Genomic DNA, 14,751 nt, shown 5'->3' with positions numbered 1-14,751 from the left:
GATTCTGCTGTTCGTGACGCGGTTGAGCCGCGATGGTACAGCGAACCGGGCGCGCCGGGGATGGGCGCGGCCGCATGGCGTTTGCCCGGTTTCGCTCGCGGCGTGCCGCGCGGCGCTCACGCGTCCGGATGGAAGCCGAGATAACGGGCATGCGGGCCGTCGCCGCCGGCGAGCCGGCTCGCCGCGCCGACCGAAGCGAGTGCATCCATCGTCGTCGCGCGGTTCGAGATCAGCGTCCATGCGATGGCGTCGCCGGCGCTGACCGGTGCCGACCCGCGCAGGTCCGTCAGCGCGGCGAGCAGCACGGCGGCCGGCGGCGCATGAATCGCGAACCCTTCGTTGGCGACGGCCGCGGTGTCGATCTCCAGCATCGCGCACAACCGCGCCCGCAGCGGCGTCTCGGTCTCGCTCGCCGCACGCGAGCGCGCGATGTTCTCGCGGGTGGCCGCATCGACGATCGTGCCGCCGCGGACGAACGGCGCCTGCTGCCACACGTCCGGCGGGCATTGCTTGCCGCCCGGGGCCAGCGGCACGAACGGATTCACTTCGGCCGGGTAGATCCGGCACACGAGCGGGCGCTCGTCGTAGATCGCGCAACGCAGGTCGTCGCGCAGGTTCGGGCAAGGCCCGGCATGGGACGCGGTGAGCATGACCGTGACGCGTACCGGCAGCGAGCCGCTGAGCGTGGCGGTCGACCGGGCGCGCTTGTACGCGGCGAACGCGTTGTCGGGCTCGGGCTCGACGAGCCACGGCATCGCATCGCACAGCAGCTCCACGTGGCCGCCGCGCTGCAGCCACGCGATCGCCTCGTCGATCGTCAGGGGAATACGCAGGTCGCGGCAGCATTCGCCGCAGCCGTTGCAGGAAAAGTCGATGTCGGCGGGGGTGTCGTTCATTCGGATTCGATCGGGATATCGGGGGTGTCGCGACGCGTCGCGCTGCCGCCGGTGGTGTCGTTTATCGGGCGGCCAGCGGCGCGACCCGGCGCCGCAGTTCGGGCACGACGTCGGCGTCGAACCACGGATGGTGCTTGAACCACGCCTGGTTGCGCGGCGACGGATGCGGCAGCGGCAGCACGCCGGGGCCGTAGTCGCGCCACGCGTGCACGGTGTCGGTCAACGTCGCCTTGCGCGTATCGCGCAGGAAATGCCGCTGCGCGTACTGGCCGACCAGCAGCGTCAGCCGGATCGACGGCAGCCCGGCGAGCAACCGGTCGATCCACAGCGGCGCGCATTCGGGGCGCGGCGGGTTGTCGCCGCTTGCGCCGCGACCCGGGTAGCAGAAGCCCATCGGCACGATTGCGAAGCGCGTCTCGTCGTAGAAGGTATCGGCGTCGACGTCGAGCCAGGTGCGCAGCCGCTTGCCGCTCGCGTCGTCCCACGGGATGCCGCTCGCATGAACCTTGGTGCCGGGCGCCTGCCCGACGATCAGGATGCGCGCGTCGCGATGGGCGCGCACGACCGGGCGCGGGCCGAGCGGCAGGTCGGCTTCGCACGCACGGCACGCGCGGATTTCGGTGAGCAGCACGTCGAGCGGCGCGCGCGTTCGTTTCGGCATCGATTCGGTTCAGGGACGGAGCGGCAATACGGTGTCGTCCGGGCGGCGCATGCGGGAAGCCGCCGGGGGCCGGATCGGCGTGGCGCGACGCCGGAGCGCGCGCCGCATGCATCATGCGAGCGACGGGCCCGGTGCGCCGCCTTCGGCGACCGCAGCATCATACAACGCGGTTTGCGCGATCGCCGCGGCGATCGTCGCGTCGTCGTGGGCTCCGTCGAGCATGCCCCAGCGCCGGTATTGCAACAGGAACCACCGGCCTTCGAGCGGATCGGGCCGGTTCACGGCGCCGCCGTCGTGGAAGCGGATCGGCAGCGGCGGCTCGGCGAACGGCCCCGCGCCGTAGTCGCCGAGCAGGCGCGGCGCGATCAGCCGGGCCGGCACGCCGAGCGCGTCGGGCGACGCGAGCCAGTCGGCCGCCTCGCGACGGTGCGCGGCGCTGTCGAGCCACTCGCACGCATCGACGAGCGTGCGGATCAGCGCGCGTGCGGTTGCCGGATACAGCGCGACGAAGTCGCGCCGGGCCGCGAGCACCTTCTCCGGGTGATCGGGCCAGATCTCGCTCGTCACCGCGACGGTCCGCCCCGCGCCGCAAGCCTCGGCCACCGCATGCCAAGGCTCGCCCGCGCAGAAGCCGTCGAGCTCGCCATTGGCGAGCGCGGCGACCATCTCGGGCGGCGGGATCACGACGCTGCGCACGTCGCGCAGCGGATCGACGCCGTGCGACGCGAGCCAGTGGTTCAGCCACATCGCATGCGTGCCGGTCGGGAACGTCTGCGCGAGGAGCGGCTTGCGGCCGAGCGTCGCGAGGGCGGCGCGCACGTTGCCGCTGTCGCGGAACGCGTCGGCGAGGCCGCGCGAAAACGAGATCGCCTGGCCGTTGCGGTTCAGCACCATCAGCGCGGCCATGTCGGCCTGCGGGCCGCCGATGCCGAGCTGCAGCCCGCAGACGAGCCCGTACAGCGCATGCGCGGCGTCGAGTTCGCCGCTGAGCAGCTTGTCGCGCACGGCGGCCCACGACGGCTGGCGGCTCAACTCGAGGGTGAGGCCGTGACGCGCGCCGAGGTTCAGGTGCTGCGCGACGATCAGCGGGGCCGCGTCGCTCAGCGCGACGAACCCGAGGCGAAGATGCGCGCGTTCCGGTACGGCGGGAGAGGAGGTATCCATGGCAGTCATGATTGGGGTGGCGCGTCGAGCAGTTGCCGCGCGAGGTCGACGATGCGCAGGCCCTGATCCATCGCACGCTTGCGCAGCGCCGCATACGCGTCGTGCTCAGACAGCTTGCGCTGGTCCATCAGCATGCGTTTCGCGCGGTCGATCAGCTTGCGCTCCGCGAGTTCGCGTTCAACGTCGGCGAGCCGGCGGCGCAGCGCATCGTCGTGCGAGAAACGCGCGAGCGCGACTTCGAGAATCGGCGCGAGGCGCTCGGCCGACAGCCCTTCGACGAGATAGGCACTGACGCCCGCGCCGACCGCCGCGCGGATCAGTTCCTGGTCGGCGTCGTGGCTGAACATCAGCACGGGGCGCGGCGCGGTGGCGTGCATCACCGCGAGCTGCTCGAGCGTGTCGCGCGACGGCGAATCGGTATCGATGATCACGACGTCGGGGCGCTGCTCCTCGACGGCCGCCGGCAGGCGCGCGGGCGTCGCGACGTCGTTCAGCATCTCGTAGCCGAGGCGCGCAAGCGCGTCGCCGAGCTCGCCGATCGGCTTGTCGGTGTCGGTGACGAGCAGCACGCGCAGGCGCGGGGGCGGGACGGACGAACTCATGATGCGAGCGGAGGCGGCGAAACCGCGACGCAATGCGCGGATCGGGGGCGTCGGCCCCGCGGGAACATCGTGTCGGCACGGCGCGTGTCGGCACGGCGGCCCGCGCGAGCGATGCCGTTGTCTTCATGAAAGGCGGGCGGCCGGTGCCGCGCGGCGTCGCGCATGCTATGCGGCCCGGGACAAGGTCGTTTCGATCGCGGCGTTCGCGTTCGCGTTCGGCGCGTCCAGCGCGGCCGCTTCGCCGATCGCCCCGCCGACGAGGATCACGGCCGGGCTGCCGAGCCGCGCTTCGTCGATGCCGCGCGCGAGATTGCCGAGCGTGCCGGTCCAGCGGCGTTCGTCGGGCGTGCCGGCCCATTGCACGACCGCCGCCGGCGTCGACGTCGGCAGCGCGGCGAGCAGGCCCGCCGCAATGCTGTCGACGCGGCTCATTCCCATGTAGATCGCGAGCGTGGTGCCGCTGGCCGCGAGTCGCGCCCAGTCGGGCTCGCCGTGGTCCTGGCGGTGCGCGGTGACGAACGTGACGCCCTGGCAATGCTCGCGGTGCGTGAGCGAGATGCCGAGGCTCGCGGCGGCCGCGAATCCCGACGAGATGCCGTTGACGATCTCGACCGGAATCCCGGCGGCGCGCAGCGTCGCGAGCTCTTCGCCGGCGCGCCCGAACAGCAGCGCGTCGCCGCCTTTCACGCGCACCACGTGCGCGCCCCGCAGCGCATGGCGGCGCATCAGCTTCTCGATGAACGCCTGCGGCGTGGAGCGGCAGCCGCCGCGCTTGCCGACGCGGATGATGCGCGCTTGCGGCGCGAGTTCGACGATGCAGGGCGCGACGAGATCGTCGAGCAGCAGCACGTCGGCCGCGGCCAGCGCTTTCACGGCCTTCAGCGTGAGGAGTTCGGGATCGCCGGGGCCGGCGCCCAGCAGCGTGACTTTGCCAGTCGTCATGTCGTGTTCCAGTACCGCGTGCGCGAGGCGGTCGATAGCGCGTTGTCTGCGCGGTGGCGCAGGGCGGTCGAAGCGCACCGGCATTCGGCCGTGCCGCGCAGGGGGGAGGACGCCGTTGTCCTGATCGGCCTGTCGTGAACGACGGGCATGGTTTGCGGAGGCTGCCCACCGGCGCCGTTGCCGGTGTGATGAATGGGGTTCAGCAATATCCGGGCCAACCGGCATGACGTGCGGCGTCGGCGCGGCGGGCGCGCGGCGCGATGCACTGCGCGGGCAGCCGCGATGCCGCATCGGCATGCATCGTGCCTCGCCAGCGCGGATCGTGATGTCGCACGGCGACAGTGCTGCAGCGCACCACATCCGTGCCTGATTGCATCATGACGCGTCGCGCGCCATCCGCCCGAGCGCGTTGCGCGCTGCCCGGCGAGCCTTGCGCTGCGGGGCTGGCGGCCCGATGCGGGCCGACATGGCACGGTGCTTGCCTAAGCTGGTTCGGGCGGATCAACGGCGATTCGCTCGCAGTACCGATTACTGACGCGCCCGGCAACGGGCTTCATGGGCAACGGCGTCCTACGCATCAGGTCTCGACGAGACCGGTGCGCAGGACGCCGTTTTTCGTTTGGCGGATGACATGACCGACAAAGCTACCCGTATCGATCTCTTCAGCTTCCGCACCGCGCCGATGCGCGCGTTCCACCTGACGTGGATGGCGTTCTTCGTGTGCTTCTTCGCGTGGTTCGCCTGCGCGCCGTTGATGCCGCTGATCGCGCGCGAATTCCACCTGACCACGGCACAGGTCGCCAACATCAACATCGCCGCGGTGGCCGCGACGATCGCCGTGCGGCTGCTCGTCGGCCCGCTGTGCGACCGCTTCGGCCCGCGCCGCGTCTACGTCGGCCTGCTGCTGCTCGGCGCGATCCCCGTGTTCGCCGTGTCGTTCACGCACGACTACCTGTCGTTCCTGATCTGCCGGCTCGGCATCGGCGCGATCGGCGCCGGCTTCGTGATCACGCAGTACCACACGTCGGTGATGTTCGCGCCGAACGTGGTCGGCACCGCGAACGCGACGACGGCAGGCTGGGGCAATGCCGGCGCGGGCGCGACGCAGGCGCTGATGCCGCTGCTGGTTGCCGCCGGCCTGATGCTCGGCTTCGGCGAGGATTCGTCGTGGCGCATCGCGCTGGTCGTGCCGGGCGTCGCGATGCTCGTGATGGCCTGGGCGTACTGGCGCTTCACGCAGGATTGCCCGCAGGGCGATGTCGTCGCGCTGCGCAAGGAAGGCGTGACGGTCGACAGCGGCAAGAAGGGCGGCTGGGCGAGCTTCTTCGCCGCGTGCGGCAACTATCGCGTGTGGATGCTGTTCGTCACGTACGGCGCGTGCTTCGGCGTCGAGGTGTTCATCCACAACATCGCCGCGCTGTACTACGTCGATCACTTCAGCCTGTCGCTGAAGGACGCGGGCTTCGCGGTCGGCCTGTTCGGGCTGCTCGCGCTGTTCGCCCGCGCGCTCGGCGGCTGGCTGTCGGACAAGATCGCCGCACGGCGCAGCCTCGACGTGCGCGCGACGCTGCTGTGCGCGCTGATCATCGGCGAAGGGCTCGGGCTGATCTGGTTCTCGCATGCGCAAAGCATCGGCATCGCACTGGTCGCGATGCTGACCTTCGGCCTCTTCACGCACATGGCCTGCGGCGCGACCTACGCGCTGGTGCCGTTCATCGACCGCAAGGCGCTCGGCGGCGTCGCGGGGATCGTCGGCGCGGGCGGCAACGTCGGCGCGGTCGCCGCGGCCTTCCTGCTGAAGGGCGTCGGCGACGTGCAGCACACGCTGAGCCTGCTCGGCCTCGTCGTCACCGCGACCGCGCTGTGCGCGATGGCCGTGCGCTTCAGCGAAGAGCACAAGGCACGCGAGGCCGAGCTGCGCGACCGCGCACTGGCTGCCGCCGGCGTCGCGAACTGATCGACCGAAGGAAACGTCATCATGAAACTCATCGTCATCGGCCACGGCATGGTCGGCCACAAGCTCCTCGAATGCGTCGCGGCACACGCCGCGACGGCGGGCGCGCTGCAGGTCACCGTGCTCGGCGAGGAACCGCGCCCGGCCTACGATCGCGTGCACCTGTCCGAATTCTTCGCGGGCAAGTCGGCGGACGACCTGTCGCTCGTCGAACCCGGCTTCTTCGAGCGGCATCCGCAGTTCGACCTGCGCCTGAACACGTGCGTCGCGTCGATCGACCGCGCCGCGCATACGGTCACGCTCGCGTCGGGCGAAACGCTCGGGTACGACAAGCTGGTGCTCGCGACGGGCTCGCGCCCGTTCGTGCCGCCGATGCCGGGCCACGATCGCGCCGGCTGCTTCGTGTACCGGACGATCGAGGATCTCGAGGCGATGCAGGCGTGCGGCACGCATGCGAAGCGCGGCGTCGTGGTCGGCGGCGGGCTGCTCGGCCTCGAATGCGCGAAGGCGCTGCGCGACATGGGGCTCGAGACGCACGTGGTCGAATTCGCGCCGCGGCTGATGGCCGTGCAGGTCGACGACGGCGGCGGCCGGATGCTGCGCGCGAAGATCGAGGCGCTCGGCGTGACCGTGCATACGGGCAAGAACACGCTCGAGATCGTCGACGGCGAAGAAGGCACGCACCGGATGGCGTTCGCCGACGGCACCCACCTCGACGCAGACATGATCGTGTTCTCCGCCGGCATCCGCGCACGCGACGAGCTGGCGCGCGCCTGCGGGCTCGAAACCGGCCCGCGGGGCGGCGTCGCGATCGACGACGCCTGCCGCACGAGCGACGCCGACATCTACGCGATCGGCGAATGCGCGGCATGGAACGGCATGGTGTACGGCCTCGTCGCACCCGGCTACGACATGGCGCGCGTGGTTGCGAAGCAGCTCGGCGGCGACACGAACGGCGAGGACGGGGCCGCGTTCGCGGGCGCCGACATGAGCACGAAGCTCAAGCTGATGGGTGTCGACGTCGCGAGCATCGGCGACGCGCACGGCACGACGGCCCGCAGCCGTACCTACCAGTACGCGGACGAGCGCCGCCAGATCTACAAGAAGCTCGTGGTGTCCGATTGCGGCAAGTTCCTGCACGGTGCGGTGATGGTCGGCGACGCGGCCGAGTACGGCACGCTGCTGCAGATGATGCTGAACCGCATCGAGCTGCCCGAGTCGCCCGAGTTCCTGATCCTGCCGTCGTCGGACGGCGTCGCAAAGCCGGCGATCGGCGTCGACGCGCTGCCTGCGGCCGCGCAGATCTGCTCGTGCAACAACGTGTCGAAATCGCAGATCTGCACGGCCGTGGCCGACGGCGCGACGAGCCTCGGCGCGCTGAAGACGTGCACGAGCGCCGGCACGTCGTGCGGCGGCTGCGTGCCGCTCGTCACGCAGATCATGAAGGCCGAGATGAAGAAACAGGGCCTCGCGGTCAACAATCATCTGTGCGAGCACTTCCCGCATTCGCGCCAGGAGCTGTTCCACCTGATCCGCGTCGAGCGCATCACGACCTTCGACGCACTGCTCGCGAAGCACGGCCACGGCCTTGGCTGCGACGTGTGCAAGCCGGCCGTCGCGGGCATCCTCGCGTCGTGCTTCAACGAGTTCGTGCTGAAGAAGGAGCACGTGGGGCTGCAGGATTCGAACGACTACTACCTCGCGAACATCCAGCGCGACGGCACGTACTCGGTCGTGCCGCGCATGCCGGGCGGCGAGGTCACGCCGGAAGGGCTGATCGCGGTCGGCCAGGTCGCTAAAAAGTACGGCCTTTACACGAAGATCACGGGCGGCCAGCGCGTCGACCTGTTCGGCGCGCGCGTCGAGCAGCTGCCGTCGATCTGGGAGGAACTGATCGCGGCCGGCTTCGAATCGGGTCACGCATACGGCAAGGCGCTGCGCACCGTGAAGTCGTGCGTCGGGTCGACGTGGTGCCGCTACGGTGTCGACGATTCGGTCGGCCTCGCGATCGACCTGGAGAATCGCTACAAGGGGCTGCGCACGCCGCACAAGATCAAGTTCGGCGTATCGGGCTGCACGCGCGAGTGCGCGGAAGCGCAGGGCAAGGACGTCGGCATCATCGCGACCGAGAAGGGCTGGAACCTGTACGTGTGCGGCAACGGCGGGATGAAGCCGCGCCACGCGGAACTGCTCGCGTCCGACCTCGACCGCGCCACGCTGATCCGCTACATCGACCGCTTCCTGATGTTCTACGTGCGCACGGCCGACCGGCTGCAACGCACCAGCGTGTGGCGCGACAACCTCGAAGGCGGTCTCGACTACCTGATCGACGTCGTCGTGCACGACCGGCTCGGGATCGGCGCCGAACTCGAGGCCGACCTGCAGCACGTGGTCGACACCTACGAGTGCGAATGGAAGAAGGCCGTCACCGATCCCGACACGCGCAAGCGCTTCCGCCACTTCGTGAACAGCGATGCACCGGATGCAACCATCGAATTCGTCGAGACGCGCGGCCAGATCCGTCCCGCGATGCCCGGCGAACGTGCGGGCGGCAAACCCGTGTCGATCCCCGTCGTAGCCGTTGGCGCGACGCGAGCCGTCACCGAATCCGCAACCGCCTGACCCTGATCGACACCAGCGTCTTTTCCAAGGAGCCCATCATGAACGATCGTCTTCCGCTGTCCTGGACCCGCGTGTGCCCGCTCGACGACATCGTGCCGAACACCGGCGTGTGCGCACTCGTCAACGGCGAGCAGGTCGCGGTGTTTCATGTCGCGCATGCCGACGGCGGCGTGTTCGCGATCGACAACGTCGATCCCGTGTCGCACGCGGCCGTGATGTCGCGCGGGCTGATCGGCAGCCTCGGCGAGCGCGTCGTCGTCGCGTCGCCGCTGTACAAGCAGCATTTCGACCTGCGCACCGGCGAATGCCTCGAAGCGCCCGAACAGTCGGTGAACGCGTATCCGTCGCGGGTCGAGGACGGTTTCGTGTGGATCGCGGCCTGACCGTCCCGGAGCGCGCATGACCGCCACCCCCGTCAAGAGCGTGTGTCCGTACTGCGGCGTCGGCTGCGGGATGGTGCTGCACGTCGAGGATGGCGAGGTCGTCAAGGTGTCCGGCGACGCCGACCATCCGGCCAACTTCGGGCGGCTGTGCACGAAGGGCTCGTCGGCGCACGTCGCGCTGCGCCGTTCGGGGCGGCTCGACCGCGCGTTCGTGCGCCGGGCGCGTGAGGACGATCTCGTGCCGCTGCCGGCCCGCGATGCGATCGCCGAAACCGCGCGCCGCCTGCGCGCGGTGCTCGATGCGCACGGGCCCGATGCGCTGTCGTTCTATGTGTCGGGGCAGATGTCGATCGAGGCGCAATACCTCGTCAACAAGCTCGCGAAGGGCTTTGTCGGTACCAACAACATCGAGTCGAACTCGCGCCTCTGCATGGCGAGCGCGAGCACCGGCTACAAGCAGTCGCTCGGCGCGGACGGCCCGCCCGGCTCGTACCAGGACTTCGATCGCGCGAACCTGTTCTTCGTGATCGGCGCGAACATGGCCGACTGCCACCCGATCCTGTTCCTGCGGATGATGGATCGCGTGAAGGCCGGCGCGAAGCTGATCGTCGTCGATCCGCGCCGCACCGGCACGGCCGACAAGGCCGACCTGTTCCTGCAGATCCGGCCGGGCACCGATCTCGCGCTGACGAACGGGCTGCTGCACCTGCTGCATGCGAACGGCCGCACCGATGCCGCATTCATCGACGCATACACCGAAGGCTGGGACGCGATGCCCGCGTTCCTCGCCGACTACACGCCCGAGCGAGTCGCGGCAATCACGGGGCTCGCGGAAGCCGATCTCCGCACGGCCGCGCAATGGATCGGCGACGCGCAGGAGTGGATGAGCTGCTGGACGATGGGGCTCAACCAGAGCACGCACGGCGTGTGGAACACCAACGCGATCTGCAACCTGCACCTCGCGACCGGCCGGATCTGCCGCCCCGGCAGCGGGCCGTTCTCGCTGACCGGCCAGCCGAACGCGATGGGCGGGCGCGAGATGGGCTACATGGGCCCCGGCCTGCCGGGCCAGCGCTCGGTGCTGTCCGACGACGACCGGCGCTTCGTCGAGAACCTGTGGCGCGTGCCGGCCGGCACGCTGCGCAAGGAGACCGGGCAAGGCACGGTCGACCTGTTCTCGCGGATGGCGGCCGGCGACATCAAGGCGTGCTGGATCGTCTGCACGAACCCGGTCGCGACCGTGCCGAACCGGCAGAACGTGATCTCCGGGCTGCAGGCGGCGGAGCTGGTGATCGCGCAGGACGCATTCCTCGATACCGAGACCAACCGCTACGCGGACATCCTGCTGCCCGGCGCGCTGTGGGCCGAGGGCGACGGCGTGATGACCAACTCCGAGCGCAACATGACGCTGATGCGCGCGGCGGTCGCGCCGCCGGGTGACGCGCTGCCTGACTGGCGCATCGTCACGGAAGTCGCGCGCGCGATGGGCTTCGGCGACGCGTTCGACTATGCGTCGGCGGCCGACGTGTTCGACGAGATCGTCCGTTTCTCGAATCCGGCGACGGGCTACGACCTGCGCGGCGCGAGCCATGCGGCGCTGCGCGACGCTCCGGTGCAGTGGCCGGTCGCGCCGGGCACCGCGCGCGAGCGGCATCCGGTCCGCTACCTGAACGACGGCGTGAGCCAGACGCTGCGCCCGGCCGCCGACGGCAACGATGCACCGCGCATCGCGTTCCCGACGCCGTCGGGCAAGGCGCGCTTCTTCGCGCGGCCGCATGTCGATCCGGCCGAGCTGCCCGACGACACGTTCCCGATCGTGCTGAATACCGGGCGGCTGCAGCATCAATGGCACACGATGACGAAGACGGGCAAGGTCGCGATGCTGAACAAGCTCAACCCGCGCCCGTTCGTCGAGCTTCACCCGGACGATGCGAGCGCGCTCGGCATCGCCGCGAAGGACAGCGTCGAGATCCGTTCGGCGCGCGGCCGCGCGGTGCTGCCGGCCGTCGTGACCGAGCGCGTGCAGCGCGGCAACTGCTTCGCGCCGATGCACTGGAACGACGTGTACGGCGACGACCTGTGCATCAACGCGGTGACGAACGACGCGATCGATCCCGAATCGCAGCAACCCGAACTGAAATATTGTGCGGTCGTGCTGCGGCGCGTCGACACGGATGCGTTCGCGTCCGCCGACGATGAAACGGCGCGACCCGAGGCATGCGCCGACGACGCGCGGCCCGCGCCGGCGATGGTGCAGGCCACTGCTTCACAGGAATCCGACATGGCAGACATCGACACTTTCGCGGCCGCGCTCGGCGTCGCCGATCTCGCGCCGCCGCCGCTGACCGACACCGAACGGCTGTACGTGGCCGGTTTCGTCAGCGGGCTGAAGGCGAGCGCCGGCCGGCGCGACGGCAGCGTGCCCGTGCTGCCTGACGGCGCGCCGCTCGCGCCGGCGGTGCGGTTCTGGCTCGACGGGATGCTCGCCGGTCTCTTCAGCCGCTCGACGCCGGCGCGGACCCAGGAAGGCGCGGCGCCGGCGTTGCCGGCCAACGCGGTCGCGTCCGGCGGCGTGCGGATCGTGCGCACGCGGCCGAAGGTCGTGCTGCTGTGGGCCTCGCAGACCGGCAACATCGAATCGTTGACCGAGGATTACGCGACGCAGTTGATGAACGCCGGCTTCGAGATCCGCACCGCGTGCATGTCCGACTATCCGGTGGCTTCGCTCGCGGGCGCGCAATACGTGCTGCTGATGACGAGCACGTTCGGCGACGGCGATGCGCCCGACAACGGCAGCGAGTTCTGGGACGCGCTGCAGGCCGGCAGCGCCGCGCGCCTCGACGGCGTGCATTTCGCGGTGCTCGCATTCGGCGATCGCAACTACGACCAGTTCTGCGGCCACGGCCGCCGGCTCGACGCGCGGCTCGCGGAACTCGGCGCGGCGCGCCTGAGCGCGCGCGTCGATTGCGACGTCGAATTCCAGCGCGATGCCGACCAGTGGCTCGAACGCGTCGTCGCGCGGATCAAGGAGGCGGATGCCGCGCTGCACGCGGTGCCGTCCGGCGGGATGAGCCCGTCGGGGCTGCTGCCGTCGAAGGCGCATCCGGCGCCGTCGAAACTCGTCGCGAACCTGCGGCTCAACCGTCCGGGCGCCGCGAAGGACACGCGCTATGTGTCGCTGTCGACCGAAGGCGCGAACCTCGAATACGAAACCGGCGACGCGCTCGGCGTGTGGCCGACCAACTGCCCGGAGCTGGTCGACGAGCTGTTGTCCGTCACCGCGCTGAAGGCCGACGCGCCGGTGTCCGTCGCGGGCGTTGGCGACGTGCGCCTCGGCGATGCGCTCGCACGTCACTTCGACATCACGCGCCCGCATCCGGACACGCTCGCCTTCATCGCGTCGCGCAGCGCGAACGGCGCGCTGAAGTCGCTGCTCGGCGACGATCGCAAGGGCGACCTGAAGCAATGGCTGTGGGGGCAGCAGCTCGCGGACGTGCTGCACGAGTTTCCGGTCGAGCTGTCGGGCACGGAGCTGGTCGGGATGCTGAAGCGCATGCAGCCGCGTCTCTATTCGATCGCGTCGAGCCCCAGCGCGCACCGGGGCGAGATCCATCTGACCGTGTCGGCCGTGCGCTATCACAATGGCCGGCGCGCGCGCAAAGGCGTCGCGTCGACGTTCCTCGCCGATCGCGCGGACGACGGCCGCGTGCCGGTGTTCGTGCAGAAGTCCGCGCATTTCCGGCCACCGGTGAACGGCGACGTGCCGATCGTGATGGTCGGCCCCGGCACCGGCGTCGCGCCGTTCCGCGGCTTCCTGCACGAGCGGCAGGCGCGCGGCGCACGCGGGCGCAACTGGCTGTTCTTCGGCGAGCAGCACGCGCAGACCGACTATTACTACGGCGACGAGCTGGGCGCGATGCACGACAGCGGCTTCCTGACGCGGCTCGATCTCGCGTTCTCGCGCGACCAGGCCGACAAGATCTACGTGCAGGACCGGATGCGCGAGCAGGGCGCCGAGCTGTTCGCGTGGCTCGAGGAAGGCGCGCACTTCTACGTGTGCGGCGACGCCGCGCGCATGGCCAAGGACGTCGATACGACGCTGAAGGCCGTCGTCGCCGAGCACGGCGGTATGTCGGACGAAGCCGCGAACGACTACGTCGCGCGGCTTTCGAAGGCGCGGCGCTACATGCGGGACGTGTACTGATCGCGCGAGCGGCGGGCTGCGATCCGGCGTCCGCCGCGCGGCTGGCTCGTTATTGCTGCCGCTCCCACGCGCGCGCCTGTTCGGCCCGCACGAACGCTTCCGACGATGTCGGCAGCAGGTTGCGGAACGCGCCGCCGTCGCTGTCGATCACGTCGACCATCTTCGCGATCATTTCCTCCGGGTCGTGCTGCTCGAGCGGGAACGTCAGCCGCTCGGGCGTCACGGTGTGGACGGCCGGATCGTGCCAGCGCCGCGTCGTTTCCATCATCCGGTCGTTGAAGCCCGTGCTGTACGGGCCGGGGTTCACGACCGCGACACGAATCCCGTGCGGCGCCAGTTCCGCCTGCATCGCCTCGGCCACCGATTCGACCGCGTGCTTCGATGCGCAGTAAGCGCCCGTGAACGGCCCCGTGATCAGCCCCGCGATCGACGACACGAACACGATCCTGCCGTGCTTGCGCGCGAGCATGCCGCGCGCGATCTGCTGCGTGAGTTCGAGCGGCCCGAACACGTTGACGTCGAACAGCTCGCGGACGATCTCGACCGGCAGGTCGACGAGCGCGCCGGCTTCGCCGACGCCCGCGTTGTTCACGAGCACGTCGATGTCGAGATCGGCCGCGCGGGCGCGGTCATGGGCCGACGTGACGTCGAGCTTGATCGCACGCAGCGCGGTGCCGCGTTGCGCGGCGGCGGCCGCCAGTTCGTCGATCTCGGCCGTGACGCGCACGCCGGCCGTCACGTCGTGACCGCGTTCGGCGAGCCGCAACGCGACTTCGCGGCCGAAGCCGGTGCCCGCGCCGGTGATGAGGATGCGTTTCTGTGCCATGTGCTTACCTTGTGGAGGGGATGGTTGCCGGAAAGCGGTCGCGACAGTGCTGCGCGATCGCGGTGTCTTCGTCGACGCTGCCGCCCGATACGCCGATCGCGCCGACGCAGCGCCCGTTGCCGTCGACGAGCGGTTCGCCGCCGCCGAACGTGACGAGCCCGCCGTGACTGTGTTCGATGCCGCGCAGCGGACCGTCGCCCGATATCGCGCCGAGCGCGCCGGTCGACGCGCGGAAGCGGACCGCCGTCAGCGCCTTGCGCTGCGCGAGATCGATCGCGCCGAGAAAACAGTCGTCGGTGCGCACGAACGCGAGCAGGTTCGCGCCGGCGTCGACGATTGCGATCGCGATGCCGGCGACCTGCAGCGACGCGGCATGCGCGAGTGCCGCTTCGATCGTGCGGCGGGCGGCTGCGAGCGGCAGCGCGGCGGTGGGCGAGTCCATGCGAGGCTCCGGTGGGAAGACAGCGCCAGTGTAGGCAGTTGCGGTATATGGGAGA

Annotated in this window: 11 protein-coding genes; 4 read left to right on the top strand and 7 right to left on the bottom strand. The window is 70.2% G+C overall.

The window, feature by feature from the left end:
• Nucleotides 1–116: 116 nt before the first annotated feature.
• From BFF94_RS10095 to cobA, 5 genes are all read right to left on the bottom strand, one after another.
• Complete coding sequence (locus tag BFF94_RS10095; RefSeq protein ID WP_219139272.1) at nucleotides 117–896, bottom strand: YkgJ family cysteine cluster protein; 780 nt, start codon at nucleotides 894–896, stop codon at nucleotides 117–119.
• 61 nt (nucleotides 897–957) lie between these two features.
• On the bottom strand, nucleotides 958–1,557 hold the full coding sequence (locus tag BFF94_RS10090; RefSeq protein WP_128845897.1) for a uracil-DNA glycosylase family protein: 600 nt from the start codon (nucleotides 1,555–1,557) through the stop codon (nucleotides 958–960).
• 111 nt (nucleotides 1,558–1,668) lie between these two features.
• Nucleotides 1,669–2,721 carry a CmpA/NrtA family ABC transporter substrate-binding protein gene (locus tag BFF94_RS10085; protein ID WP_219139271.1) on the bottom strand — a complete coding sequence of 351 codons (1,053 nt, stop codon included), beginning with the start codon at nucleotides 2,719–2,721 and terminating at the stop codon, nucleotides 1,669–1,671.
• A 5-nt stretch (nucleotides 2,722–2,726) separates the two neighbouring features.
• Nucleotides 2,727–3,323: an ANTAR domain-containing response regulator gene (locus tag BFF94_RS10080; protein WP_128845413.1), complete on the bottom strand. Its 597-nt coding sequence runs from the start codon at nucleotides 3,321–3,323 to the stop codon at nucleotides 2,727–2,729.
• Nucleotides 3,324–3,488: 165 nt separating this feature from the next.
• Nucleotides 3,489–4,265 (bottom strand): uroporphyrinogen-III C-methyltransferase, encoded by a 777-nt coding sequence (gene cobA, locus BFF94_RS10075; protein WP_219139270.1) that lies wholly within the window; start codon nucleotides 4,263–4,265, stop codon nucleotides 3,489–3,491.
• A gap of 631 nt (nucleotides 4,266–4,896) precedes the next feature.
• Here cobA and BFF94_RS10070 point away from each other — a divergent pair.
• From BFF94_RS10070 to BFF94_RS10055, 4 genes are read left to right on the top strand one after another with little or no spacing between them, the layout of a single operon-like run.
• Nucleotides 4,897–6,222 carry an MFS transporter gene (locus tag BFF94_RS10070; RefSeq protein ID WP_128845417.1) on the top strand — a complete coding sequence of 442 codons (1,326 nt, stop codon included), beginning with the start codon at nucleotides 4,897–4,899 and terminating at the stop codon, nucleotides 6,220–6,222.
• 21 nt (nucleotides 6,223–6,243) lie between these two features.
• Nucleotides 6,244–8,841, top strand: coding sequence for a nitrite reductase large subunit NirB (gene nirB / locus BFF94_RS10065; RefSeq protein ID WP_128845420.1), 2,598 nt, complete (start codon nucleotides 6,244–6,246; stop codon nucleotides 8,839–8,841).
• Nucleotides 8,842–8,879: 38 nt separating this feature from the next.
• A complete protein-coding gene (gene nirD / locus BFF94_RS10060; RefSeq protein WP_128845422.1) occupies nucleotides 8,880–9,224 on the top strand; it encodes a nitrite reductase small subunit NirD in 345 nt (114 codons plus the stop codon).
• A gap of 16 nt (nucleotides 9,225–9,240) precedes the next feature.
• Entirely contained in the window at nucleotides 9,241–13,428 is a 4,188-nt protein-coding gene (locus BFF94_RS10055; protein ID WP_219139269.1) for a bifunctional nitrate reductase/sulfite reductase flavoprotein subunit alpha, read from the top strand.
• Between the two features lie 49 nt (nucleotides 13,429–13,477).
• On the opposite strand, the gene BFF94_RS10050 is transcribed toward BFF94_RS10055, so the two are convergent.
• Both BFF94_RS10050 and BFF94_RS10045 read right to left on the bottom strand, forming a co-directional pair.
• A complete protein-coding gene (locus BFF94_RS10050) occupies nucleotides 13,478–14,254 on the bottom strand; it encodes an SDR family oxidoreductase (protein WP_219139268.1) in 777 nt (258 codons plus the stop codon).
• Between the two features lie 4 nt (nucleotides 14,255–14,258).
• Nucleotides 14,259–14,696: a GlcG/HbpS family heme-binding protein gene (locus BFF94_RS10045; protein WP_128845425.1), complete on the bottom strand. Its 438-nt coding sequence runs from the start codon at nucleotides 14,694–14,696 to the stop codon at nucleotides 14,259–14,261.
• Nucleotides 14,697–14,751 lie beyond the last annotated feature (55 nt).

Origin of the sequence: Burkholderia catarinensis, from assembly GCF_001883705.2 — a bacterium.
Lineage (GTDB): Bacteria > Pseudomonadota > Gammaproteobacteria > Burkholderiales > Burkholderiaceae > Burkholderia > Burkholderia catarinensis.
The sequence above is the reverse complement of the archived record's forward strand: the minus strand, read 5'-3'. Positions and strand labels throughout refer to the sequence as shown.

Coding starts and splice junctions, on each gene's coding strand:
- BFF94_RS10095 (WP_219139272.1), bottom strand. CDS start 896: ATGAACGACACCCCCGCCGACATCGACTTTTCCTGCAACGGCTGCGGC.
- BFF94_RS10090 (WP_128845897.1), bottom strand. CDS start 1,557: ATGCCGAAACGAACGCGCGCGCCGCTCGACGTGCTGCTCACCGAAATC.
- BFF94_RS10085 (WP_219139271.1), bottom strand. CDS start 2,721: ATGGATACCTCCTCTCCCGCCGTACCGGAACGCGCGCATCTTCGCCTC.
- BFF94_RS10080 (WP_128845413.1), bottom strand. CDS start 3,323: ATGAGTTCGTCCGTCCCGCCCCCGCGCCTGCGCGTGCTGCTCGTCACC.
- cobA (WP_219139270.1), bottom strand. CDS start 4,265: ATGACGACTGGCAAAGTCACGCTGCTGGGCGCCGGCCCCGGCGATCCC.
- BFF94_RS10070 (WP_128845417.1), top strand. CDS start 4,897: ATGACCGACAAAGCTACCCGTATCGATCTCTTCAGCTTCCGCACCGCG.
- nirB (WP_128845420.1), top strand. CDS start 6,244: ATGAAACTCATCGTCATCGGCCACGGCATGGTCGGCCACAAGCTCCTC.
- nirD (WP_128845422.1), top strand. CDS start 8,880: ATGAACGATCGTCTTCCGCTGTCCTGGACCCGCGTGTGCCCGCTCGAC.
- BFF94_RS10055 (WP_219139269.1), top strand. CDS start 9,241: ATGACCGCCACCCCCGTCAAGAGCGTGTGTCCGTACTGCGGCGTCGGC.
- BFF94_RS10050 (WP_219139268.1), bottom strand. CDS start 14,254: ATGGCACAGAAACGCATCCTCATCACCGGCGCGGGCACCGGCTTCGGC.
- BFF94_RS10045 (WP_128845425.1), bottom strand. CDS start 14,696: ATGGACTCGCCCACCGCCGCGCTGCCGCTCGCAGCCGCCCGCCGCACG.